The organism is Acetivibrio saccincola (assembly GCF_002844395.1).
Lineage (GTDB): Bacteria > Bacillota > Clostridia > Acetivibrionales > Acetivibrionaceae > Herbivorax > Herbivorax saccincola.
Genome location: NZ_CP025197.1, coordinates 884,657 through 908,838, shown reverse-complemented (window position 1 = coordinate 908,838; position 24,182 = coordinate 884,657). Strand labels below are relative to the sequence as shown.

The following is a 24,182-nucleotide window of genomic DNA, read 5'->3' as shown; positions in this document are numbered from 1 at the left end:
AAAAATTTTAAAATTATATGTAAACTTGCAATAAATGCTTCTATATTAAATGCTTCTATATTATATTTTACACTAATAAATAAAACATTGCACCAACTTTTCACCTCCAATTTCCAACCTCTAATCTCTAACCTCCCACTTCTCACCCCCCACCTCTAATAATATAATTCGCACTCTCCTTTATTTATAATGCATATACAAATAAAACACTTAAGTACCGGCTTTTTAAAAGATAGAAATAAAAAAATTTTTTCTAAAGTGATATATTTTTTGAAAAAATTGTTGAAATTTAATCTATAAAAGAATATAATATTATTGTGATTAATATGACTTTTTTATTATTCAACATATTAATCTGAAATGTAGCCCCCACTATGCTTTACATGGTTTTATCGCTCCTTTTATTTATTCTTTGACAAATTATGATAAATATTATTCTTTTGATAAGTAAACTTAATCTGCTTTTTCTGTAATGGTGATATTTATCAAGAGAATTTTGCTTTAATAAAACATACCATAATAAAAATTAAAGAGGTGAAACACATGTTTAATCTGCAAACTGTAAATGAGTTGAGTCTGTTTGCTCAAGGACAAGGTCTCATGTATGCAAAAAAAGGTGCCATGATAGCATACCAGGGACATTTTAAATTTGAAAAGCTATTAATAGGACCTGGTAAAAATCTTGTTTCAGCAATAATTAGCAATATCGCCAGAAGATTAACAGGAGAATACATGGAACTTATGAAAGTGACAGGTCAGGGAAATTGTTTTTTTGCTGAATTAGCAAAACACGTTACAGTTATAAACCTGAATCCTGGTGAAAGTATAGGTGTGGAAAGTGAAAACTTACTTGCATTTACAGATACCTGTGATTACGGTGTAAGGCCAATAGGTGTTGGAGTAATATCCCAGAAGGGTTTGTTTACTTCCAAACTTACAGGAAAAGGTCCTAATGCACAGGTGGCTGTGTTAAGTGACGGAAACCCTCTGGTTCTAGATTCTCCATGCTGTGTTGACCCGGATGCGGTAATATGCTGGACAGGTCCGGATCCAGGATTTAAACTTGATTTGAACTGGAAGACATTTATTGGGCAAACATCCGGGGAATCATATATGCTTGAATTTAAAAACCCAGGTCAAAAAGTTCTGGTGCAGCCTTCTGAAAGAGAATCAGGTCTTAAAATCGGCATTGATGATAAAAGATATAGACCGGATACCCAGTCAAGTGCGTTTCAAAATACAAGACAAAACTTGCAAAATACCTTTGGAAGCTTTAACTCCAATCAAAACCAAAGCTTTAGCAGCAATCAAGGATTTGGAGGTAACCAGGGATTTGGAAGCAGTGGAAGCGCCGGAAGTGGCGGAGGCATTGGAAATTTATTAGGTAATATATTAAGCGGGCGTTTTTAATTATTAAAAAACTATCATTATAACTTGAGGTGAAGCATTATGAATATAGTACAAAGAGACCAAAAGGTAAAGCTATCAGACTTATTGCCGGATTTTGAAGTATTGAAAGTAGGTTTAGGATGGAAAGTAGACGCTTCTGGAGAAGAATTCGATTTAGACGCCAGTGCATTTATGCTTACCCATGATAACCAGGTAAGAAACAAAAAGGACTTTGTTTTCTACAATAATTTATCCGATATATCAGGCGTCCTGCAGCACAGTGGGGACAATGTAACCGGAGGGGAAGGAGATTGTGAACAAATTACAGTAAACATGAAAGCAGTACCTCCGGAAATTGGTCATATCACATTTGTGGTGACAATCCACAAAGCCCTTGAAAGACAGCAAACCTTTGGAAGAGTTAACGATGCATACATAAGAGTTGTTGATGCCAAAACAGGAAAAGAAATACTAAGATACAATTTGGAAAAAGAGTTTTATAGTGCTACCTCTGTGGTAATTGCAGATATTGCAAAGTTTAATAACGAATGGTATTTTGACGCTGTAGGAGTACCTTTTTCAGGAGGATTAGAGGCAATTGCAAATGATTTTGATTTGGATCTTACAAAAAAATGATTTAGTAATTGCTTTTCAGGAAGGAGATAAATATGGATTTTGGAGTGAAGAATAATACCAAACCGGCTTTCTCATTTAGTTCAGGCAGCCAAAATGATAATCAAATAAATTCAGATCAGAATAATTTACAGCAAATAAACCAGCAACAAATGCAACAACCTCAAATGGCTCAGCCGCAAATGGGACAGCCCCAAATGCAGCAACCCCAGATGGCTCAACCTCAGATGGGACAGCCCCAAATGCAGCAACCCCAGATGGCTCAACCTCAGATGGGACAGCCGCAAATGCAGCAACCTCAAATGGCTCAACCTCAGATGGGACAGCCGCAAATGCAGCAACCTCAAATGGCTCAGCCTCAGATGGGACAGCCCCAAATGCAGCAACCCCAAATGGCTCAGCCGCAAATGGGACAGCCCCAAATGCAGCAACCCCAAATGGCTCAGCCTCAGATGGGACAGCCCCAAATGCAGCAACCCCAAATGCAGCAACCCCAAATGGCTCAGCCGCAAATGGGACAGCCCCAAATGCAGCAACCCCAAATGGCTCAGCCGCAAGGTGGAAGTGGCTCTGTGGGAGTTTCACTAAAAAAAGGCCAAAAGGTAAGTCTCACAAAGTTCAACAACAATTTGGACAATATATTAGTTGGATTAGGATGGGATACAGCACAAAATACCGGTATACCATATGATCTGGACGTAGAAGTTTTCATGCTGGGAGCAAATGATAAGGTAATTGGAGACGACTGGTTTGTTTTCTATAACAAACTTACCAGCCCTGATGGAAGTGTTGTACACTCCGGGGACAACAGAACAGGATTTGGTGAAGGTGACGATGAAACTATAAAAGTTCAGTTGTCAAAAGTATCACCGCAAGTTCAAAAACTTGTATTTGTGGTTACTATAGATGATGCTGTCGCCAGAGGCCATAATTTTGGACAAGTTTCCAATGCCTATATCAGGATAGTTGACCTGTCTTCCAACAGAGAGCTTGTAAGATATAACCTTACGGAATATTATCCAAATGTTATTTCCATGGTGGTTGGAGAAATCTACCGATATAATAATGAATGGAAATTTAATCCTGTGGGAGACGGTACAGCAGACGACCTAATGGGATTATGCATAAGGTACGGAGTAAGAGTACAATAAATTATGTATATAAAACAAAGGAGCTGTTGCACTAATTTATCGGTGCACAGCTTCTTTTTTTGTGCAAAGCTTTTTAAGGTCCCTCCTACCCTCCTCATTTAATTTAATGCAACCTATTTAAACAAAATCTGTCTTAATAGGTGAAGGACTCATCAAAATAAAAGAAAGGGGTAAAAACATGGAGAATTGTGAAATTATAGAGCTATACTGGGTAAAAAATGAACAGGCTGTTGAAGAAACTAAAAAGAAGTATGCCCTTGTAGTGGAATTGAGCCATGAATTGGAAAATTGCATTACATCTCCGTTTTTTGGTTGAATTACCCAGCATGCAACTGGACAATTGTCTAAAACCTATGTCGCCTATTGTGTTCCGGCAGTTTCAAAAGAGTATTTATTTAATATGCCAATGTACGGTGGAAGCTTTATCATCAGGTTTCTTATGAATATTATAAATCCGCCGGTCTTAAAGTGGCTTTAAACTGTTTATTGTGGTATAATACAAATTAATTAATTTTAAGCACATATTTTTTGGCACATAAGAGAGGAGGGAAAAAACCGGTATTTGATATTTTATACAAGATACCGGGAAAATTGGCAATGAAGGAATTAGGCAAATATTTTAAATACGAAGACGGAGACATCTGGTTTGTGGAAACTGACAGAAATAACATGAAATTAGAGTACAGGGCTAAGGAGTTAATCTCATCTGTAAAGTCACCATTCCAGCAAATAGATATAGTGGATTTATACGATTTTGGAAAATGTTTGGTGCTTGACGGGGCAATCCAATCTACAGTATTGGACGGTCATATATATAATGAAATGATTTCCCATATACCCATTGTAACCCATGATAACCCGCAAGATGTACTGATAATCGGGGGCGGGGACTGTGGTGTTGCAAATGAAGTACTAAAATATGAAGAGGTTAAGAAAGTTGATTTTGTTGAAATTGATGAATTGGTGGTAAAGGAATGTGTTGAACATATTCCCGAAATTGCGGGGACAACATCCCAAGACAACAGAGTGAATTTTATATTTACAGACGGGGTAAAATTTGTAGAAGATAAAAAAAACCTTTATGACGTGATATTAGTGGATTCATCCGACCCTGTAGGTCCGGCAGTTCAATTGTTTTCAAGGGAATTTTATCAAAATGCAAAAAATTGCCTTAAAGAAGACGGGATAATGGTATGCCAGAGCCAATCCCCCCTGTTTAATAAAGATATACTTAGAAACACCCATAAAATTTTAAATGAATTATATCCTATAGTAAGAACATATTATGCCATTGTGCCAAGCTATCCTGGCGGCATATGGAGCTTTACCCTTGCTTCTTTAAAGAATGACCCTCTTGAGGTGGATGTAATGAAACTTAAAACCAATACAAAGTACATCAATGAGGGTGTTTTTCAGTCCTGTTTCAAATTACCTAATATGTTCAAGTATGTTTTAGAATAATTTAAAAGTCTTTAGATACTACAAGGGGGCGGGAAAAAATTTTCCGCCCCCTTAAAATTATGTTCATTAAATTTATAGCCATTGAATTTTTTGATAATTAGTTATAAAATATAGTTAGTAGCATGGTATTATAGTAGAAAGTTTTGTTAAGTATGTAAGGTTTCCGGTCAACATAGTTTATACAGCTAGATAACCTTGTATGCGGGTAGCACGGTTTGCAGATTTTTTATTGCAATAATCCAGCAATACAAAGACCACATAATAATAACCATATAAGAATCAGATATTTAAAACTTTCTCTATAAATACCCTTATAAAGGGTGTTTTTGTATTTTACAGTAATTTTTAAGCATAGTACTCCATTACCCAATTAATGATTATAATACTATAATACCATCCTTAAAAATTCATATAAAAATAAATTAGGGGGTATTTATTTATGTCTGAAGTTAAATTTTTTTATGGCGGCAACGTACCTTTAGAGATGCATAAGGTAAGAATTGTACAAAAGTTAGATCTTGTTCCCATTGAACGCCGCCTTGAAGCCATAAAAGAGGCTGGTAACAACACTTTCTTATTAAAAAACCAAGACATTTATCTTGACATGCTCACTGATAGCGGTGTAAATGCCATGAGTGATAAGCAGCTGGCTGCTATGATGGAATCAGATGACAGCTATGCGGGTTCTGCATCCTATACAAGACTGGAAAACAAAATTAAAGAAATTTTTGGAATGGAATATTTTCTTCCGGCCCACCAGGGAAGGGCTTGTGAAAACATCATTTCCCAGGCATATGTTAAGCCAGGAACTATTGTTCCTATGAATTACCACTTTACTACAACTAAAGCCCATATTACGTTAAATGGTGGTACAGTTGAAGAATTAATTATAGATGAAGGATTAAAAACAACCAGTGACTATCCTTTTAAAGGCAATATGGATGTTGAAAAACTAAGAGCTCTTATTGCTAAGCACGGTCCTGAAAAAATTGCCTTTGTACGTATAGAAACAGGTACAAATCTAATCGGAGGTCAGCCTCACTCCCTTGAAAATATGCGGGAAGTTAAAAAAGTCTGTGATGAATATGGTATTATGCTTGTCTTAGATGCAAGTCTTTTAGCAGACAATCTTTACTTTATCAAAAAACGTGAAGAAGCATGTAAAGATATGAGCATAAGGGAAATTACCCGTGCTATAGCTGAACTTTCAGATATTATTTACTTTTCAGCACGAAAACTTGGATGTGCACGGGGCGGCGGTATTTGTACAAATAACAAAGATGTATATATGAAACTTCGTGAACTGGTTACACTATATGAAGGATTCCTCACATACGGTGGAATGTCCATAAGGGAAATAGAAGCCATTGCTGTAGGACTTGAAGAAACCATGGATGAAAACATGATAAATCAAGGACCTCAGTTTATTGCTTATATGTGCGAAAAACTTAAAGAACATGGCATACCTGTTATTACACCGCCAGGGGGCTTAGGATGCCACCTTAATGCTATGGAGTTTGTTGACCATATTCCTCAAAGCCAGTATCCTGCCGGTGCACTTGCGTCAGCACTGTACCTTGTAAGTGGCGTACGTGGTATGGAAAGAGGAACTATATCTGAGCAAAGAAACGAAGACGGAAGCGAACATTTTGCCAACACGGAATTGCTGCGCTTGGCTCTTCCAAGACGTGTATTCACCCTTTCACAGGTGGAATACGCTGTAGACCGAATCAGATGGCTTTATGAAAACCGCAAACTAATCGGAGGATTATCCTTTGTAGAAGAACCTAAAGTTTTACGCTTCTTCTTTGGTAAATTAGAGCCTGTTTCAGACTGGCAGACTAAATTAGTTGAAAAATTCAAAGCTGATTTTGGTGACAGTTTATAATATTTATATTATAATTTTATGTATTATTTTAAAATAATCATAATCACAAAACAAAATTAATGCTTAAAGTCATTTAGAAAACCCACGGCTTGACCACAGACTTTCGTCGCCGTGGAGTTTTCTTGATATTGGCATATAAAATGTTTTATGATAATATTTTTGTGTTTAAGGGAGGGTTTTATGATGCCTAAAGGAAGTATAGTAAATGCCGTTGCTGTAATAGCCGGTACCATGTTAGGTATACTTATAAAAGGTAAATTATCTGAAAAATTCAAAACAACCATAATGCAGGCATTAGGTTTAGCTGTTATCATTATTGGGTTATCCGGCACACTTTCTGCTATTTTCAAAGTTGCTTCAAACGGCACTCTTGAAAACAACAATATAATGACAATGATAATTTTTCTTGTTTTAGGCTCTATAATAGGTGAAGCCATAGATATTGAAGAAAAACTCAACAGGTTTGCAAACTTTGCTCAAAAGAAGCTTCCCGGTTCAGAAGGTAATTTCTCTGTAGGCTTTGTAACCGCTACCCTCCTTTTTTGTGTAGGAGCAATGGCAATTGTAGGTTCTTTAGAAGAAGGCCTGACCGGAAATGCCGATACACTTTATGCCAAGTCAATTTTGGACGGTACAAGCTCTATAATTTTCAGCGCTACTTTAGGTATAGGAGTTCTTTTTTCATCTGTTCCGGTTCTCCTTTACCAGGGCTCAATTACCCTCCTTGCAGGAATTTTAAAACCCTTACTGACTCCTGATGTGATAAATCAGATGTCCCTTGTGGGAAATATTCTTATTTTAGGTATTGGTTTAAATATCCTAAAAATCCGCACTATTAAAGTAGGCAATATGCTTCCGGCGGTGTTTTTGCCGATTATTTATTATTTAATTCGAATTTTAATTGGCTAAAAGGCATTTATATGTTTTTTCTCGTGGTCAAGCAGCCACTTTTTTCTCCACAACCCTGCTGCATAGCCGGTTAATTCCCCTCCTGCACCTACAACCCTGTGACAAGGAACTATTATAGATATCTTATTTTTGTTGTTGGCATTTCCAACTGCCCTGCAGGCATTATCTTTTCCTATCTTACAAGCAACTTCTTTATATGAAGCAACTTCCCCGTAGCCTATATTTAATAATTCCTGCCACACTTTTTTTTGAAAATCCGTGCCCTCAAGACGGATTTTGCATGTAAAATTATGCCTTTTTCCCTCAAAATATTCTTTTAATTCTTTTCTACACTTTTCCACTTCTTCTGAAAGGCAAGAAGTTTTAGATTTTTTATCAGTAAATGAAACAGAAACTATTTCTTTTTTTGTACCCTTGATTTCAAGCAATCCTATGGGAGTATCAATATAACCGGTAAAAGTTTCTTCTGTTCTGCTCATATTTACTAAGCTCCTTTAAAATAATGATACGGCATATTTAATACCATTATACTTTATGTCTCTTTCTTTTTTAACAGGTTAATAAAATAATTTATGCTTTATAAAATTTTCTAATTTACTAATTTAATTTACAATTTTGGTGGAACTTTTTACATTAGCATGCGTCTTATAAATAAAAGGAGGTTTTATAAGAGAGCTTTGAAGAGGTTGTTGATTTTTGTGCAGAATTTATAATAGGTGTTGTTGCAGCACTTCCAGCTTTATTTCTCCTTGGAATTATTTTTATCATAGTATTTCTTATATACAAAAGATTTATCAGAAAAAAAATTAAACAAAAAAGTGATAAAAAACTCAAGTATAATGATAAAATCTCCGGTTCTAATGATGAAGACCCCGGTTCTAATAATAAGGACTCTGATGTTAAGTAACCGGTTGAATGTGATAGCCTATATAAAAAATGACATTGTTTATAAAACCAGTGTATAATGTTGTCAATAAATACAAAAAGAGTTTGTGATATGCTAAAAAAATTCATAAATATTTTTCTTGTTGTAATTATGGCAACGTTAATATTGCTGCCGGAGGCTGTTTATGCATATGATGAAGATTTAGTTTCAGTTGCGGTCTTGCAAGGGTTAAAATAAACGGTAGGTATAATTTTATAAATAAAAAAGGAAGCTTATGTTTTTTAATCAATCCTATTAAAATCCTATTAATATGCTGTGTAATGTAACATTACACAGCATTCATAACACCTGCCAGCAGCAATGTTGCAAGGTATACTCCCCCTGCAATTGCATATGATTTGCCTTTGCCAAAACCACTCACTTCTGAAGTGCCTATACCAATGACAAAATACTGCCAAATAGTAAAAATTTCTACATTATTTAATACTCCATAAATAAAAGTTCCCTGTAAACTTTCAGGTATAATAACCGCCAAACTTGTTATGGAAACATCCAAAGTAAATTTCCCCATGATAAATGATACTACAGATATCACTATAAAAACCAAAAGTGATATCAATCCTGCATGGGACACAATTGATATATATTGCTTTAATTCCCCTCCGCCTTTAAATAATTTTATTATTCCCCACAATAACAGAGAGATAGTTAATATATCCAAAAGCACCGTTCCCACTGCTCCCATTATTGCCCCTGCCGCCAAAAAAATCTCCAGTATCCTTTCTGTTCCCGGAATAAGTTCTTCACCCATATTTGCCAGTTCGGTTTCTATAGCTGTCATCAACGCTTCTTTAAAAGATGGGTAGTTTAAAATCAATGTAAACAAAGGTACTATAGCACTTATTATTATCGGCAACAGTATCTTTGGGTTTTTAGCCAGCCACTTCATTACTTTCCCAGGTGATATAAAAACTCCTGTAATTCTTTCTAAAACACTCAATTCTTCTAAATCTTCTGATTGTTCCTGTCTTGCAATGTTTGCTTTATTCATATATATCCTCCTGTCTATCCCCTTCCGCTTATTATAGAGTGTAATCTTTATAAAGATATTCGTATTAATTATCTTATATTATTACTGTATTAGTTATTTTATATTATTACTTCTTTTAATTTTAGTCAATAATTCAATTTTTAACAAACAATATTCTTCAAAAAAACCCGTTCTTTCTATTTGAACGGGTTTTTTGAAGAAAACTATGAGTTACTTATCCAGAGAAGTTTCTACAGTATTTTTACTGTATAACCCACCCTTTTCCTATTACCCAAAACGGATGGGTGGGTGTTGTCTCTATCTCTTCATCTCCTACATAAATCCTTACTATAACGCCGGTTTCATTTACAAATACATTGGTTACTCTCTTAAGTCCCTTTTCTCCTGTCAGCGGGTCTTCTGAGTAAACTAAATCCCCTACCTCTATATCTTTAATTTCTTTATAGCCATCCTCCGTCTTAATTAGGGTATCCTCAGTGAAACATACCTTTCCTATTATTGTAGTCAGTATTACCGTTTCTGTAAGTACTGCCAGATACCTTGGTACCTGTTCTTGCGCCATTCCCCCGTTGATCATTTCAATACTCAAGTTAATTGACTGATAAAAGCTCCACAGGGACATGATTACTCCTATAAATGCCACTACTTCGCATGCCAGTTTTTTGGCTATTGCTTTTATCCCCAATCCTACTATCGTTCCCATTCCAATACCTATGGCCGCCTCTATCCATACATCTTCAGAGCATAATGCTGAAATGTAATCCAACACTGATACTTTATTTACTATTGCAAGGTATATTCCCGTGAAAACAGGTATTGCTATGGAAGCTATTGTGGCAGTAATTGTTATCGCCGTCATTACTCCTAAAATCGAAAAGTGTCCTGACGGGTCAATTTTATTTACCGGGTCGCAATCTGCATACAGGTATTTATGCAGGGTAATTGGGTCAGTTATAATACCTCCCCATGAATCCATTGTCAGGAATCTTCCCAATGCCGGATTCATATAAAAAATAGATATCTAAAATTTACATCGTGCCTATTTGTTAGAAAACCGGTTATTGTTCTTTTTTGTTTTGGGAATTTTTTTAATAATTCTCCAATATTCGTTTGTTTCTGTTCGATTTTATTTTAAAAATTCCCAACATAAATTGATAATAATTCAATTTATATTAGGAATTTTTTTATTTTTATACCTGCCCAACATTTATTACAAACATGAAAAAGAAAGCATATCAACTGAAATTGTATAATCTATATCTAAAATATTTATTATTTCAACGCCCATGACTAAAAAAATTAAAAAAACCGGCTTTAAAAAATTCTTTTTCATAATCCATAAGAAACTGCTTATCCCACTTTTCTCTATAAGGTCTAATGTATATTTTCCAGTATGTCTTTGGTTTCCATTGTTTTTTGCTTATTAATGCCTCTGGCAAACAATGAATAGCATCAACCAAATCATATGCTCTATCGAAATTTTTTTGTATTAGTTGTCTACATGCTTCTAAAGCTGTCTCACTTATAATTGATAAATAGCGGTTTATTTCACATAAATTATTAGTAATAAAACTGATTTCACAAACCTTTAGTGCATTTTCAAGTAACTTCTTAGTTTCCTCATACTCTTTTACAACTTCAATAATTTCCGATTTAAAAGTCTCAAATTTAGTCGAATGGCCCTCTTTTAATAATAAACAATACTTACTTATTTTTTCAAGTAAACCTATATTATAAGGGTTTTTAATACTTGAACGAATCACTATGAAAATGCGTTGAAATCCTAACATAAAGCATGTAACATTTTTATACTTCTCGTTCATTTTTATCCTCCTAATAACCAATTTGCACATCTACAGCACGGCCATTCTGTATAGCATCTTTAAGGCGATGATGACCATCAAGTACATTGCCATTTCTATCTACTATGATAGGTTTATCTCCCGCATACTTAATAGCATTCTTTTGCCTAATTGGGTCTAGTGTATCCAGATCCTTTACAGGTTTTAAGGTATTTGGATCAATGCCCTCTTGTACTGTTTTCCCTTTAGGGTCAAATTCTTTTCCAATAGGCTTCTGAGTTTTAGACGTTCCCTTTTCTCAGCAGCTATTATGTACAAATACGTCCTGCTCTGATACAAAGTAGGTATGCCAGTCTTCAACTTCAAAGTTATATACCTTTATTGGCGTATCTAAATACTCAAATCTTACTTCTTTTACTTCTCTTCCTTCTCCTGAATATAAGTATACCTTATCTCCTGCTTCTATGTCACCTGCTGCTACCCAGCCTTTTTCTATTACCCAAAACGGATGGGTGGGTGTTGTTTCTATTTCTTCATCTCCTGCATAAATCCTTACTATAACGCTGGTTTCATTTACAAATACATTGGTTACTCTCTTAAGTCCCTTTTCTCCTGTCAGCGGATCTTCTGAATAAACCAGATCCCCTACCTCTATATCCTTAATCTCTTTATAGCCATCATCCGTCTTAATTAGGATATTCCCACGTTTATCCAATACCTATGGTCGCCTCTATCCAAACATCTTCCAAAGACAATGTTACATGGTAATCCAATACTAACAATTATTGTCACCACAATGATGTTCCCATGAAAAATAGTTATTGTTATGGAGACTATCGTGGCAGAAACCGTAATCACCTTCATTACCCCTAAAATTGAAAATTGTCCTGACAGGTTAAATTTATTTACCGGGTCCCAATACGCATACAGGTATTTATATAGGGCAAAGTGCATTTTCTAGTTACTTCTTAATTTATTAATTTTATCCATTATTTTGTATGAGCATACTACAATCTTTATCTGTAACACTAGGCAAAATCTGTTAATACAAAAGAGTATAAATTTCTCTCATGATGTTGTTATTCACTCCAGTTAAGTGTCTACTAAGCTAAAACTACACAAAAGCAAAATTATAAAACATCTACTTCCAAAATTTCTTTATAAGTTTTGGAAACATTTTCTCCAGCTCTCTTTCATCCTCACTCCAATTTAATTCTATTTCGGGATACTCTGATACTTCAACTTTGTCATAAAAATCATCTTTTCCGGTTTTTAGTTTGTAGGCATCATAAGAAACAGACAGTATATCTTCAAGTTCGATATCACCGGCCTCATCTTCACTTATATCTTCAGCAAGACTCTGTGGGTCTTTTAGAGCGTTTTCGTAAACTTCTCTTCCCTGGGCTATCAACCATCCTCTAAAATAGTCAAATCCATCATCAGAACATCCACCATTTATAATATACGCTGCCGCCCAAAGTTCAGATGTGTATGAAGCAAAGTAATATGTATTGAATATTCTATCAAATTCATAGATTTCTTCTTCAGGTAACTTTGCAATATTAGAAACTAAAATCTTAATTTGCTTTTCTGGATCACCTTCACTCTTTTTTTTACTATCTTCAATTAGTTCCCAAAACTTATTTGCATCCATGATACTTCCTCCTTGTATTTGTTTTCAATAAACATTCATTAATCAAAACTCTCTGATCATAAATAATTAATCAAACTCCAGTAATTTAGGATTAATTATTAACTCTTTTTCAACTAGCCGAGCAATCCCAGTTATTGTCGTAATTCCATAAAGTCCAAGAATTTTAGGCTTGGTTTCTAACACAGTTCCATCTTCTTTACAATACCAATCTGACTTAATACCTATTCTATAAAAACCATAATCTAAATTTTTTTCATAGTCAGATATACCTGTATTTCCCACATTATAAAAGAAACCTTTATTCCAGTAACTTATATCCACAATAGCAGGTCTAATCAGTAATTGGGAATAATCCGGTTTAAAATCATCTATACTGGGTACGGTGGTTTTATTTTTAAAAATAAATACTACATTTTTTCCATGTACAAAAGTATCTTTTTCTTTATGATCTATATTTGTCTTCAGGACTTTACCGTAAAAATAAATATTTTCTCTGGGACTTAAAACAAAAACATCCCCCTCTTTTAACTTTACTTTCGTTTTTTTAATTACCCGTAATTGGTATTTCTTGGGATTTATTTGATACAATTCGTCCAGCTTTTGTTTTATGTCTGCAGGTTGTTCCGAATACCTTTTTTCCCATTCCTTCGCTAGTGGATTTTCATTTTTCTTAATCATATATATCCTCCTCTTCCCATTTTCAATTTCCAATAAAGTTCTTTGCCCATTTCAAAGCTTCTGAGTAATATTTTGATTTTGGACTTATACTATTAGCCTTATTTAGTGCATTGGCAGTACCATTTTCAATAAAATATTGTTCTATAGCCCTCGCTTGGTTTCTTGTAAGTCCAACATATTGTTCTGACAAACTGTCAAAATTTTTGCCATTATAGTTATGCTGATACAGTCGTTTATTTAAATCTTGTTTGGTAATTCCTGTATATGCTCCTTTTTCATTTTGCATTCCATAATAAACAGTATTCTCAGGATCTCCTTTATTTAGCCATTCGAGTGTTTCATCTGACACATCACAACTATTATGTACAAATACATCCTGCTCTGATACAAAATATGTATGCCAATCTTCAACTTCAAAGTTGTATACCTTTATTGGTGTATCTAAGTACTCAAATCTTACTTCCTTTACTTCTCTTTCTTCTCCTGAATATAAGTATACCTTATCTCCTGCTTCTATGTCACCTGCTGCTACCCAGCCTTTTCCTATTACCCAGAATGGATGGGTCGGTGTTGTTTCTATTTCTTCATCTCCTACATAAATCCTTACTAAAACGCTGGTTTCATTTACAAATATATTAGTTACCCTCTTTAGTCCTTTTTCTCCTGTCAGCGGGTCTTCTGAGTAAACTAAATCCCCTACCTCTATATCTTTGATTTCTTTATAGCCGTCCTCCGTCTTAATCAGGGTATCCTCAGTGAAACATACCTTTCCTATTATTGTAGTCAGTATTATCGTTGCCGTAAGTACTGCCAGGTATCTGGCTACCTGCTCCCGTGATACCCCTCCCTTTATCATATTAATACTTAAATCAATTGACTGGTAAAGGCTCCACAGGGACATAATCACTCCTATAAATGCCACCACTTCACATGCTAGTTTTTTGGCTATTGCCTTAATCCCCAATCCTAATACTGCTCCCATTCCAATACCTATGGCCGCCTCTATCCATACATCTTCCGAACACAGTGCTGAAATGTAATCCAACACTGATACTTTATTTACTATTGTAAGGTATATTCCTGCAAAAACAGGTAATGCAATAGCTGCTATTGAGACTGTATACGTTACAAGTGCCAAGGTTCCTAAAATCGAAAAGTGTCCTGACGGGTCGATTTTATTTACCGGGTCACAATCTGCATACAGGTATTTATGCAGGGTAATTGGGTCAGTTATAATACCTCCCCATGAATCCATAGTCAGGAATCTTCCCAATGCCGGATTCATATATCTTGCCCTCAAATAGTAGAAGTTTACATTTGCATCGTACTGCTCTCCTGTAAAGAGATAGTCGTTTTCTGTTGTTCCTGTCCTGGATGTCAGCATTCCAAAGGAGTCATATGTGTATGTGTCCGTTATGTTTCCATGTATATCGGTTAATGCCCTGGTACTTCCTATTCCGTCATAGTGGTAATAACTAAAACTATCCCCTCTTTTTTGGCTTATCAAATCGTCACCGTAAATATAGCTTACTGTTAAGTTGCCTTCGCCGTCCCTTTCTTCTAATACCTGGGCATACAGTCTGTTTTCATCAACCAGATAATTAGTTATATTCGTTCCGTCAACTACCTTTTGAACTCTTATACCATCTACATTATAAGCATATTCAACTGTGGATGCGTCTTTAGCACCTGTAATATTAACTTTTGTAAGCCTATTATTGTAATCATATGTATATGTTACTTCTTCTCCTGTATTTGTCTTTTTAGACAGTGTGTTTCCGTTTTTGTCATAGGTATAGACAGTCTGCCCTTCGGTTATAAGCCTGTTGTTTGCGTCATATGTGTATTCTGTCACCACACCGTTTACGGATTTTGAAAGCCTGTTTCCAACTGCATCATATGTATACTCTATTATTGTCTTGTCTCCGTCAGGGTTTTCTATTTCCTCTTTAATCAATTTGTAAGTATCATCATATGTGTATTTTATTACCCTTCCGTTGTTTTCTTCCGTCCTGATTCTGTTGCCTGCAGGACCAAGGGTATATTTATACGATGAAATTATTTCCCCTGCTTCATTGCGGTTTAGCAGGGATATCAATCTGCTTAAATAGTCATATTCATATTCGGTTGTTGTTTTATTAGGATAAGTAACGCTTTTTCTGTTGCCTATGGCATCGTATGTATAAGTAGTTGTGTTTCCGTCCGGGTCTGTAACGGACTTTAGCCTGTTTAACTCATCATATGTGTAATATGTGGTGCCTGACGGAACGGTAACACTTGTACAATTGCCGGCTTTGTCGTATGTATACGTTATTTGGGTTCCATCCGGATTTATTTGTTTTATTAATCTGTCCATCAAGTCATATTCATAATAGGTAGTACCCCTTTCATCAGTAACGGACTCCCTTTGTCCTGAAAGGGTGTATGTGTAAACTTCACTCTTTCCGTCAGGATATGTTTTCTTTATCAGGTTTCCATCGACATCGTATTCAAATTCTATTTTGCTGCCGTTAAAATCCGTTTTTGACATTACCCTGCCTTCACCATCATATGTGATTACTTCTTCATAGCCTAACGGTAGTATTTGCTTTGTTACATTTCCTATTTTGTCATATTCAAATCTCACTTTGTTTCCATTGGCATCCGTCTGGGAAATTCTATTTCCCTTAGCATCATACTCAAAGCAGGTTTCATTTCCTAACGGGTCAATAACCTTCGGTATAGTATCTTTCGCTGCTTCATAGGGTTAATTTATAAAGGCTTCAATGGCTGCATCTGCATTACGGAGCACCAGTACAGCAGCTTACCCATTAGTGCAAGGTCGGCTTCACTCTCACTGGTGCATTTGTCGCTTTGGTATTCACCGTTCCAAAGAGCCTTGAACACAGCATCCTGGCAAGTCCGATTGAAAGGTAGTCCTTTGCGTTACTGGAACAAGGATTATTTGACTTCAAAGACTTTCCTACACTCAGGGCATTTGATTTCAACATCAGCATAATCGGCATCAAATACTCTGTGATTGCAGCGGGGCATCTCACAGTATACATTTTGTTTCTTTTTGTCATTACCTTTACCCCCTTTGAATTTCTCCAAAGCTTCTATCTCTGTCATTTCACTTTCCCAGTATGCAAAGGAATCATCCTCCTGCTCTTTTTGAACACTGCCATACTTATGCCTATACTTTTCATAGAAAGCTTTGTCATCTTCATTCTTAAGCGGAATACCTGCGGAAATTTTATTCTGCAACATTGCCGCACGCTCCTTCGCTTCTGTATCAAAAGCTAACTGATAAGCCATTTCATACAGTTCCTTTGGTGGTATTGTGCCAGCCTCTGTAGTTGAAAACTCGATAAGTACTTCGGGATTACTTCCCCACACTGCTGCTTTGGCAGCGTCCTGCGCCCAGCGTTTGATAGTCATGTTCTGCTGTCCTTTGTGAGTCTAATATTGATTAAATCCGGCATTTATATAGCCTCCTTTGTTATTTGATAGATTAAATGTATCACATTATGTTTTAAATATAAGTACTAATCTTCTATTAATGTATCTACTATTTATTTTTAAGCAGAAGGAAAGACGGCTACCTGTTTATAGATAACCGTCTTCAAATAGCTATTATACTGACCAAGTAAATTTTTACGTTTGTATACCCTGCTCTTCTATGCTCATATTTATTTCTATATCAGATTTTGATGAATCTAGTATAAAAACTTCACTTCTAGCAGTGTATTTATAATTACTAGCATTTTTATATTTCAAAATATCTTCATCACTAATATCTAATTCATCTTGGTATAATTCCATGGCTGATATTGCTCGTGAAAGTGAGTTTTTATCTAGTATAATTATTTCTATCTGCGATTTACAGTCTTCTAACTCCGATGAATAATCCATTATGAACATATTTTTTTCTTTTTTAATTTCTTCGCTCAACCACCTCTTTGTGATAACAATGCGGCCTTTATCATCTGAAAGTGGCAATATAAAGTAATAATCGTTCTTATGGTTAGAAAACAATCTTACCTTTGCTGCTATTCCAGCTACTGATGTATTTCTTATCTTATCTAATATCTTTATTGTTATATTATCGGGGAATATACTCATATAGCACCTACCTTAACCTAAATATTTTTGACAAATCAACAGGTATTACCTGTTCGGTAATAAGCTCAATTCCTGTACCGCCTTGAACATTTCCACCGTACTTAAATTTTACTGCACTCATATCAAATTCCACTCTATACATAGGAGAATCTGTTGCACCAAATGGATTTTGTTTTCCTATCTGCAAACCTTTTTCTGCGCCTGAAACTGTATTATACTTATTGGGAGATACAAACACATCTTTAAGGTTTCCTGCCCTATCAGTATTTGGTATTGTACCTGTCTTTTTTATAACATTTAATTCCCCTTCACTTACATATCTGTATCCTGTAGTCTTACTCGTTCCCTTACCCTTACAACTATTATGTACAAATACATCCTGCTCTGATACAAAATATGTATGCCAGTCTTCAACTTCAAAGTTGTATACCTTTATTGGTGTATCTAAGTACTCAAACCTTACTTCCTTTACTTCTTTTCCTTCTCCTGAATATAAGTATACCTTATCTCCTGCTTCTATGTCACCTGCTGCTACCCATCCCTTTCCTATTACCCAAAACGGATGGGTCGGTGTTGTCTCTATTTCTTCATCTTCTACATAAATTCTTACTAAAACGCTGGTTTCATTTACAAATACATTGGTTACTCTCTTTAGTCCTTTTTCTCCTGTCAGCGGGTCTTCTGAGTAAACTAAATCCCCTACCTCTATATCTTTGATTTCTTTATAGCGTCCTCCGTCTTAATAAGGGTATCCTCAGTGAAACATACCTTTCCTATTAATGTAGTCAGTATTATCGTTGCCGTAAGTACTGCCAGGTATCTGGCTACCTGCTCCCGTGATACCCCTCCCTTTATCATATTAATACTTAAATCAATTGACTGGTAAAGGCTCCACAGGGACATAATCACTCCTATAAATGCCACCACTTCACATGCTAGTTTTTTGGCTATTGCCTTAATCCCCAATCCTAATACTGCTCCCATTCCAATACCTATGGCCGCCTCTATCCATACATCTTCCGAACACAGTGCTGAAATGTAATCCAACACTGATACTTTATTTACTATTGTAAGGTATATTCCTGCAAAAACAGGTATTGCAATGGAAGCTATTGTGGCAGTAGCCTTTATTGCCGTCCCTTTCCTCTAATTCCTGAGCATACAGTCTGTTTGCATCAACCAGATAATTAGTTACCTCTGTGCCGCCAACTATCTTTTGAACTCTTATACGATTTACATCATAAGCATATTCAACTACGGATGCGTCTTTAGTTCCTATAATGTTAACTTTTGTAAGCCTGTTATTGTAATCATGTGTATATGTTACTTCTTTCTCTGTTTTTTCTTATATATTTTTTAAATATCTCACTATATCATTTGTTTTGAGGATTTTAACTAAATTTCAAAAATTTGTTTTGTTATATTTACACTATCTTTTATTTAATGTTATATAATAAAAAAATTAGTATTTACAGTTAAGCACTTAAGTATTTCTTTTTTGCCCTTACTTTTTATAATTATAAATCATCTGTTGTCTAAAATCTTTTGAAATAATTTGATCCTTAAAAGATAATTTTATCCAAAACTCCAATGCATTTTCTACTGTTTCCCAAGTTTTTAAAGTGTGAGCATTTTTTATTTGATATCCCACCTGACATCCAAAAATACAAATCTCATAGCTCCTATCTCCCCAAATCGCCCATTTTGCTGACGGAACAATCCAAACAATTTTTTGCGAATTATAAAGAATACTATCTGCAACACTTTCCTCCGGATAATGCATTAAAGCCTCTAAATAATATTTTCCTAATTCATCAGTAGGTATTTTAAACCAATTAAAATAGCCAAATTCATTTAAATAATAATCAAATGGGTCTGGCTCTATTACTGCAGTTAATACAAATGGGTCATTTGTCTCTTTTGTCAATTGCTTTAGCTTTTCAGAAAATTCTTCAGTCATTGTCCAATCAAATTCTTCAAATAAAAAGTTATTGTAGCAATCCCTAAAAATATTTTCAGGAAGATCAACAGATGTTTTGAATACATTATTAATTAAATTAATAAATTTTTTATACTCATCCACATCGTATATAAATAAGTTCTTCACGTTCATACTAATTTCCACCCAACCTTATCTTTATATAAAAGGACTTACTTCCTGCTTTATAAAAATCCGCTGTTGGTCCACCAGTTGATTTAGAAAAATCTCGAAGCACATATTTTGCTCCATCTTTCTCAAGAATTATCGTTTTACCATCCTTACTTATAGACTTAGTCCAACCATTTTCTAATAAATTTTTTTCAAATTCCACTTTAGTTACATCTGTTGATTTGTTGGTGTAACGACTGCGTTTAGATGTAATATCTTCATATTTTGAACTAGTTCTGCTATTTCCCTTACCCTTACAACTATTATGTACAAATACATCCTGCTCTGATACAAAATATGTATGCCAATCTTCAACTTCAAAGTTATATACCTTTATTGGCGTATCTAAATACTCAAACCTTACTTCCTTTACTTCTCTTCCTTCTCCTGAATATAAGTATACCTTATCTCCTGCTTCTATGTCACCTGCTGCTACCCATCCCGATAGCGTCAATTTATTGTAGGAAAAAGAAAAGTAGATGGCATCCCATTTTTTATTTGTGCAACTATTTCAAATAACGGTCTCTTAGTAACGAAAGTGTTTTACATCATTTTGAGCCTTATTTTCTTTTATAATTCCTCTAACTTATTGTCTATTATACCATATAACTCTTTCTTTCTATAAAGAATTCATGATAGCGTCAATTTATTGTAGGAAAAAGAAAAGTAGATGGCATCCCATTTTTTATACAACTATTTCAAATAACGGTCTCTTAGTAACGAGAGTATTTTGCATAATTTGCATGCTGAGCTAATTATTTTCTTTTATAACTCCTCTAACTTATTCTCTATTATACCATATAACTCTTTCTTCCTATAAAGAATCCATTTTACTCAATGATTGTCACAAATCAGTACATTTTGTTATCTATGTTCCTTCACATTTTAACGCTACTTTTAAAAGAAAAAAGTATTTCTATTGTACCATTTTCCATTTTGTCAAGGCTAAAACAAGCGGGCAAAGCCCGGCCTTGACAAGTAGTAGGGCTTCGCGGGTCATGGTACTAAAGTTTTGCTTTTTTCTTTTCTTTTTCTTTTTTTATGTTTTTTCTTTTTCTTTGTCTTTTTTTAGATATGTATAATTCCTATTGGATAGGCTTACTTGTAAACTTTCCCGTAATTTTTGCTTTATTATTACCTCATCCCTATCCGCATATACCTATAATACGCCTTAATTCTTTATATAAACCAGTTTTACACCCCTTATGAATAACAGTTAAATTACTATTCCATACACTCTCATACCTGTTTGATGACTTCTTTAATTCCTTAATTAATTTTTCCTGAATTTCTTGCCTACTAGCTGCTAACTTTTTTTGTTTTTGTGCCATAACTATGTCATATACCTTACCGCCATTCTTCTTGTATATTATCAGCTTTGACATCTTTTCTACACCTTTTCTCGACCAGCCTTTAGGTCTTGAACTTAAACGGGATGAAAATACATGACTCACATGACCTTCAGCACTACAACCCACTATTCCTCTGTTTGACCTTATTTCTATACCATCCCAATTATTTAAAATATATCGCTTTGCATTTTTTATAGCCTTTATTTTACTTTCATTATCGCCTGTCTTTTCGATTATCTTTTTAAAAACCTTTGTTAGCTTTTTTTTATCAGATAAATTCAATGCGTCCTGTAAATCTTGGCTTATTGCTTCATCATTTAAATGTGTGGTTGCAACTCTTACGTATTTTTGAAGATGGTATCTATCAAGTACAAATTTACTTTTTGAAAGCCAGTTAACTCCTTGCCTTATCCATGACGCCCCATCTCCTAATATATACACCGTCTCTAAAAAATCAACGTCATATTGTTTATATATGTATTCCGATACTTCAAGCCACAAATTTTCTGAATTATTATACACACCCCCAAAATATCGAACATTCTTTAATACTTTTCTCTTCTTATTACTTTTTTCAAAGTCAATTCCCTCATGCACATATACAAGTTTTGGCATAATTGTATTTCTCTTGCCCTTCTCATTCTGTCTCAATATACTTTTTTGTTGTAATGCTACATGGTCCTCATCGGCCTCAACATACAATATTTTTACTTCTCTCTTTTTATCTACTTTTATTTCAGGCTCAACTATTTCAATATTATGTATTTTATTCATCACTGCTTGTTTGCTGATTTCATCAATATATGTCGCCTTTTCTCCTGCCTTTCTGTAGCTGCTGTCAGCTGCTTCATCTATTGCATTAATTACAACATCGGCACTTACTCTGTCATGTGGTTCTACACCTACAATCCTGTCGACTAGGTGTTGTCTATTACCATTTTCCTTATGCTTAAAATATGTCCTGTTATAACTTAGTGTTCCAAATGTCGTTAAAATAGCTGTTTTATCTTTTCTTATAATTTCCCAATACTGTTTCCTTATTTCACAGTTACGGAAATATTCATCCATATCTTCAAGCACTTCTTTAAGTATATCGCGTCCAAGTTTAAATAAATCTTCTTTTAGACCAAGAACAAGATCAGCTAAGTCTTTTCCTTCTTCAATAAAATTTTTTATCTTTTTTTTAATTCTTTTTACCCCAAATTCATTAAAATGTTGTATACTATTATACATAGAAGATGTCATCCTTTCTATTTATTATTTTTGGTTAATTAATATCTTAACAGGATGTCATCTTCTTTTCAATTATATATGGTATTTTATGTCTCATTCCCTACAATAACTTTACGCTAACACCCAGCCTTTTCCTATTACCCAAAATGGATGAGTTGGTATTGGATTTTAAAATTACCCAATTAATTAATTTTTAAAAATCTACCAATAAATATATTAATATAAATCACAAACTATAAACTGTAATAAAAAATTCCCCATCATCTTCTTCAAAAAGATGCACCTTTAATTTTTTTTCAGGATAGTTTTTTTCAAAAGATATTTCCCAAAAAAATTTCAAAATCCTTCCCAATGCTTTAAATTTTTCGTTTTCGTTTTCTGAATCAATAGTATTAATATGAAAAAAGTCTCTTATTTGATAAATGTTCATCATTTTCTCTACACATTCTTTATTATTTTGACACGATCTTTTCCAACCTTCAAAAACATTTGGAGAAAATTTATCTTTTAATAAACAATATCCTTCAATCTCCAATAATTCTGGAGAATAAAATTTAGCAAACGCCAATGCAGTATCTATATCAGCTTTTATATTTACAAAATTCCACCATGTAAAATTATCGGGATTAGCATTTTTCCATTCCAAAAACTCTCCCACTATTTCATCTTTAAATAAGCTCATAAAATCACCTTTTTCTATAAAATTTATTTTTTTCAAATATCTTTGTTTTTAAACATCATTAATCTTGATAACTGTACTGCCCATATATTATTTGGGCAGTTCCCATTCTTCAATTGCTCTCACTATGTAACGATTTAAAAAAGTTTCACCTGTTTTGGGATTCGTGTTGAAATCTGGTATTTTAACATTTGGTCTAGGAATATTACCGTGTTCCTTTCCTGTTATCCTCACTTCTTTTACAAATTCTCCGTTTGGTCCAAATTCAGTATATTTTGTAATATTCCCATTTGCATCTCTTTGAATCTCAACAGAATTGGGGTGTCCCGATTGTTTAGGCTTATTTCTAGATTTATCTCCACAGCTATTATGTACAAATACATCCTGCTCTGATACAAAGTAGGTGTGCCAGTCTTCAACTTCGAAGTTGTATACCTTTATTGGTGAATCTAAATGCTCAAACTTTAACTCCTTTATTTCTCTCGCATCACCTGAGTATAAGTATACCTTATCTCCTACTTCCATGTCACCTGCTGCTACCCAGCCTTTTCCTATTACCCAAAATGGATGGGTTGGTGTTGTTTTTTTGTAGCCATCTTCTGTTTTAATCAGAGTATCTTCCGCAAAACATATCTTCTCTATTATTTAAGCCAGATATTTAGCTGTGCTTTTAACTAAATATCTGGCTTCCTGCTATTGGAATCCCACACCGTTTATTATATCAATACTTAAATCTACTACTCCACAGGGACATAATTGCTCCTAAAAAAAATCACCTCAACACTGCACAATAGTTTCTTATATGTACTTCAATTCTTATTCCATTATAGTACCGTACCATTTTATCATATTAATTTTTATTAATTACTTTCGACCCACTGTTTAAATACAGATAACATTTCTCCGAGATTTCTAGGGCCACCAATACATTGGAAAACATTGTTTTTAACTTTACATATGAACCAATCGTTTTTATCCCTGTTAAATTCAACCTTTTTAAAATCTTTATTTTCCAAAGGCGTATCAATTAAATCAATATTAATTGTCCATCCTGGATTATCAATATTATCTATTTTAACTCCATAACAATGTTCCCAGTCATTATTACAATTGCTTAAATACCATTCTTCTATCCACTTAATTAAATCCATGAATTTATCCTC

The 24,182-nt window shown here is 34.4% G+C and carries 28 protein-coding genes and 1 pseudogene; 8 read left to right on the top strand and 21 right to left on the bottom strand.

The features are described 5' to 3' along the window. Positions 1–543 precede the first annotated feature (543 nt). The 7 genes from HVS_RS04140 (at position 544) to HVS_RS04115 (ending at position 7,431) form a co-directional block, all read left to right on the top strand. On the top strand, positions 544–1,410 hold the full coding sequence (locus HVS_RS04140; protein ID WP_101299525.1) for an AIM24 family protein: 867 nt from the start codon (positions 544–546) through the stop codon (positions 1,408–1,410). 39 nt (positions 1,411–1,449) lie between these two features. Beyond that, on the top strand, positions 1,450–2,025 hold the full coding sequence (locus HVS_RS04135) for a TerD family protein (protein WP_101299522.1): 576 nt from the start codon (positions 1,450–1,452) through the stop codon (positions 2,023–2,025). Between the two features lie 569 nt (positions 2,026–2,594). Then, a complete protein-coding gene (locus tag HVS_RS17715; RefSeq protein WP_101304070.1) occupies positions 2,595–3,173 on the top strand; it encodes a TerD family protein in 579 nt (192 codons plus the stop codon). A 178-nt stretch (positions 3,174–3,351) separates the two neighbouring features. After that, a complete protein-coding gene (locus HVS_RS16470) occupies positions 3,352–3,489 on the top strand; it encodes a hypothetical protein (RefSeq protein ID WP_157942981.1) in 138 nt (45 codons plus the stop codon). A gap of 212 nt (positions 3,490–3,701) precedes the next feature. Continuing rightward, positions 3,702–4,634: a polyamine aminopropyltransferase gene (speE, locus tag HVS_RS04125; protein ID WP_242971677.1), complete on the top strand. Its 933-nt coding sequence runs from the start codon at positions 3,702–3,704 to the stop codon at positions 4,632–4,634. A 439-nt stretch (positions 4,635–5,073) separates the two neighbouring features. Next, the gene (locus HVS_RS04120; RefSeq protein ID WP_101299520.1) at positions 5,074–6,522 is read left to right on the top strand and encodes a tryptophanase; all 1,449 of its coding nucleotides are present in this window, start codon (positions 5,074–5,076) and stop codon (positions 6,520–6,522) included. 180 nt (positions 6,523–6,702) lie between these two features. After that, on the top strand, positions 6,703–7,431 hold the full coding sequence (locus tag HVS_RS04115; RefSeq protein WP_101299518.1) for a DUF554 domain-containing protein: 729 nt from the start codon (positions 6,703–6,705) through the stop codon (positions 7,429–7,431). On the opposite strand, the gene HVS_RS04110 is transcribed toward HVS_RS04115, so the two are convergent. Both HVS_RS04110 and HVS_RS17500 read right to left on the bottom strand, forming a co-directional pair. Continuing rightward, on the bottom strand, positions 7,428–7,910 hold the full coding sequence (locus HVS_RS04110) for a methylated-DNA--[protein]-cysteine S-methyltransferase (RefSeq protein WP_101299515.1): 483 nt from the start codon (positions 7,908–7,910) through the stop codon (positions 7,428–7,430). The two genes, HVS_RS04115 and HVS_RS04110, sit on opposite strands and share 4 nt — an antisense overlap. Before the next feature lie 166 nt (positions 7,911–8,076). Next, positions 8,077–8,199: a hypothetical protein gene (locus HVS_RS17500; RefSeq protein WP_278278676.1), complete on the bottom strand. Its 123-nt coding sequence runs from the start codon at positions 8,197–8,199 to the stop codon at positions 8,077–8,079. A 229-nt stretch (positions 8,200–8,428) separates the two neighbouring features. Between HVS_RS17500 and HVS_RS17495 the strand changes: the two genes are divergently transcribed. Beyond that, a complete protein-coding gene (locus HVS_RS17495; RefSeq protein WP_268876578.1) occupies positions 8,429–8,554 on the top strand; it encodes a hypothetical protein in 126 nt (41 codons plus the stop codon). 91 nt (positions 8,555–8,645) lie between these two features. Here HVS_RS17495 and HVS_RS04100 read toward each other — a convergent pair whose 3' ends face one another. From HVS_RS04100 to HVS_RS04025, 19 genes and pseudogenes are all read right to left on the bottom strand, one after another. Beyond that, positions 8,646–9,368, bottom strand: coding sequence for a YIP1 family protein (locus HVS_RS04100; protein ID WP_101299510.1), 723 nt, complete (start codon positions 9,366–9,368; stop codon positions 8,646–8,648). A gap of 241 nt (positions 9,369–9,609) precedes the next feature. Next, positions 9,610–10,344, bottom strand: coding sequence for a polymorphic toxin-type HINT domain-containing protein (locus HVS_RS04095; protein WP_242971676.1), 735 nt, complete (start codon positions 10,342–10,344; stop codon positions 9,610–9,612). Between the two features lie 301 nt (positions 10,345–10,645). Next, complete coding sequence (locus tag HVS_RS04090; protein ID WP_101299505.1) at positions 10,646–11,191, bottom strand: hypothetical protein; 546 nt, start codon at positions 11,189–11,191, stop codon at positions 10,646–10,648. Between the two features lie 277 nt (positions 11,192–11,468). Beyond that, positions 11,469–11,885, bottom strand: a complete 417-nt coding sequence (locus tag HVS_RS04085) for a polymorphic toxin-type HINT domain-containing protein (protein WP_101299503.1) — start codon at positions 11,883–11,885, stop codon at positions 11,469–11,471. A gap of 426 nt (positions 11,886–12,311) precedes the next feature. Beyond that, positions 12,312–12,824, bottom strand: a complete 513-nt coding sequence (locus HVS_RS04080; protein WP_101299501.1) for a DUF4240 domain-containing protein — start codon at positions 12,822–12,824, stop codon at positions 12,312–12,314. Positions 12,825–12,890: 66 nt separating this feature from the next. Continuing rightward, positions 12,891–13,502: an immunity 26/phosphotriesterase HocA family protein gene (locus tag HVS_RS04075; RefSeq protein ID WP_101299499.1), complete on the bottom strand. Its 612-nt coding sequence runs from the start codon at positions 13,500–13,502 to the stop codon at positions 12,891–12,893. A 22-nt stretch (positions 13,503–13,524) separates the two neighbouring features. Further along, positions 13,525–16,128, bottom strand: coding sequence for a polymorphic toxin-type HINT domain-containing protein (locus HVS_RS04070; RefSeq protein WP_101299496.1), 2,604 nt, complete (start codon positions 16,126–16,128; stop codon positions 13,525–13,527). Between the two features lie 125 nt (positions 16,129–16,253). Continuing rightward, positions 16,254–16,388, bottom strand: coding sequence for a hypothetical protein (locus HVS_RS17490; RefSeq protein WP_278278675.1), 135 nt, complete (start codon positions 16,386–16,388; stop codon positions 16,254–16,256). 54 nt (positions 16,389–16,442) lie between these two features. Then, entirely contained in the window at positions 16,443–16,922 is a 480-nt protein-coding gene (locus HVS_RS04065; protein ID WP_101299494.1) for a hypothetical protein, read from the bottom strand. Positions 16,923–17,138: 216 nt separating this feature from the next. After that, on the bottom strand, positions 17,139–17,606 hold the full coding sequence (locus HVS_RS04060) for a hypothetical protein (RefSeq protein ID WP_101299492.1): 468 nt from the start codon (positions 17,604–17,606) through the stop codon (positions 17,139–17,141). 7 nt (positions 17,607–17,613) lie between these two features. Continuing rightward, positions 17,614–17,844 (bottom strand): hypothetical protein, encoded by a 231-nt coding sequence (locus tag HVS_RS17030; protein WP_242971675.1) that lies wholly within the window; start codon positions 17,842–17,844, stop codon positions 17,614–17,616. A gap of 153 nt (positions 17,845–17,997) precedes the next feature. Then, positions 17,998–18,279 (bottom strand): annotated as a pseudogene (locus HVS_RS17025) (polymorphic toxin-type HINT domain-containing protein); the annotation flags it as partial. 32 nt (positions 18,280–18,311) lie between these two features. Beyond that, positions 18,312–18,653 carry a hypothetical protein gene (locus HVS_RS17020; protein WP_242971674.1) on the bottom strand — a complete coding sequence of 114 codons (342 nt, stop codon included), beginning with the start codon at positions 18,651–18,653 and terminating at the stop codon, positions 18,312–18,314. A gap of 457 nt (positions 18,654–19,110) precedes the next feature. After that, positions 19,111–19,689 carry a hypothetical protein gene (locus HVS_RS04050; protein ID WP_159063378.1) on the bottom strand — a complete coding sequence of 193 codons (579 nt, stop codon included), beginning with the start codon at positions 19,687–19,689 and terminating at the stop codon, positions 19,111–19,113. A 31-nt stretch (positions 19,690–19,720) separates the two neighbouring features. Then, positions 19,721–20,209 carry a polymorphic toxin-type HINT domain-containing protein gene (locus HVS_RS17015; protein ID WP_242971673.1) on the bottom strand — a complete coding sequence of 163 codons (489 nt, stop codon included), beginning with the start codon at positions 20,207–20,209 and terminating at the stop codon, positions 19,721–19,723. 691 nt (positions 20,210–20,900) lie between these two features. Continuing rightward, positions 20,901–22,340, bottom strand: a complete 1,440-nt coding sequence (locus HVS_RS04040) for an ISLre2 family transposase (protein ID WP_242971672.1) — start codon at positions 22,338–22,340, stop codon at positions 20,901–20,903. Positions 22,341–22,566: 226 nt separating this feature from the next. Next, complete coding sequence (locus HVS_RS04035; RefSeq protein WP_101304066.1) at positions 22,567–23,022, bottom strand: hypothetical protein; 456 nt, start codon at positions 23,020–23,022, stop codon at positions 22,567–22,569. An 87-nt stretch (positions 23,023–23,109) separates the two neighbouring features. After that, positions 23,110–23,544: a polymorphic toxin-type HINT domain-containing protein gene (locus HVS_RS04030; RefSeq protein WP_235827564.1), complete on the bottom strand. Its 435-nt coding sequence runs from the start codon at positions 23,542–23,544 to the stop codon at positions 23,110–23,112. 335 nt (positions 23,545–23,879) lie between these two features. After that, positions 23,880–24,170, bottom strand: a complete 291-nt coding sequence (locus HVS_RS04025) for an immunity 53 family protein (RefSeq protein ID WP_101299484.1) — start codon at positions 24,168–24,170, stop codon at positions 23,880–23,882. Positions 24,171–24,182 lie beyond the last annotated feature (12 nt).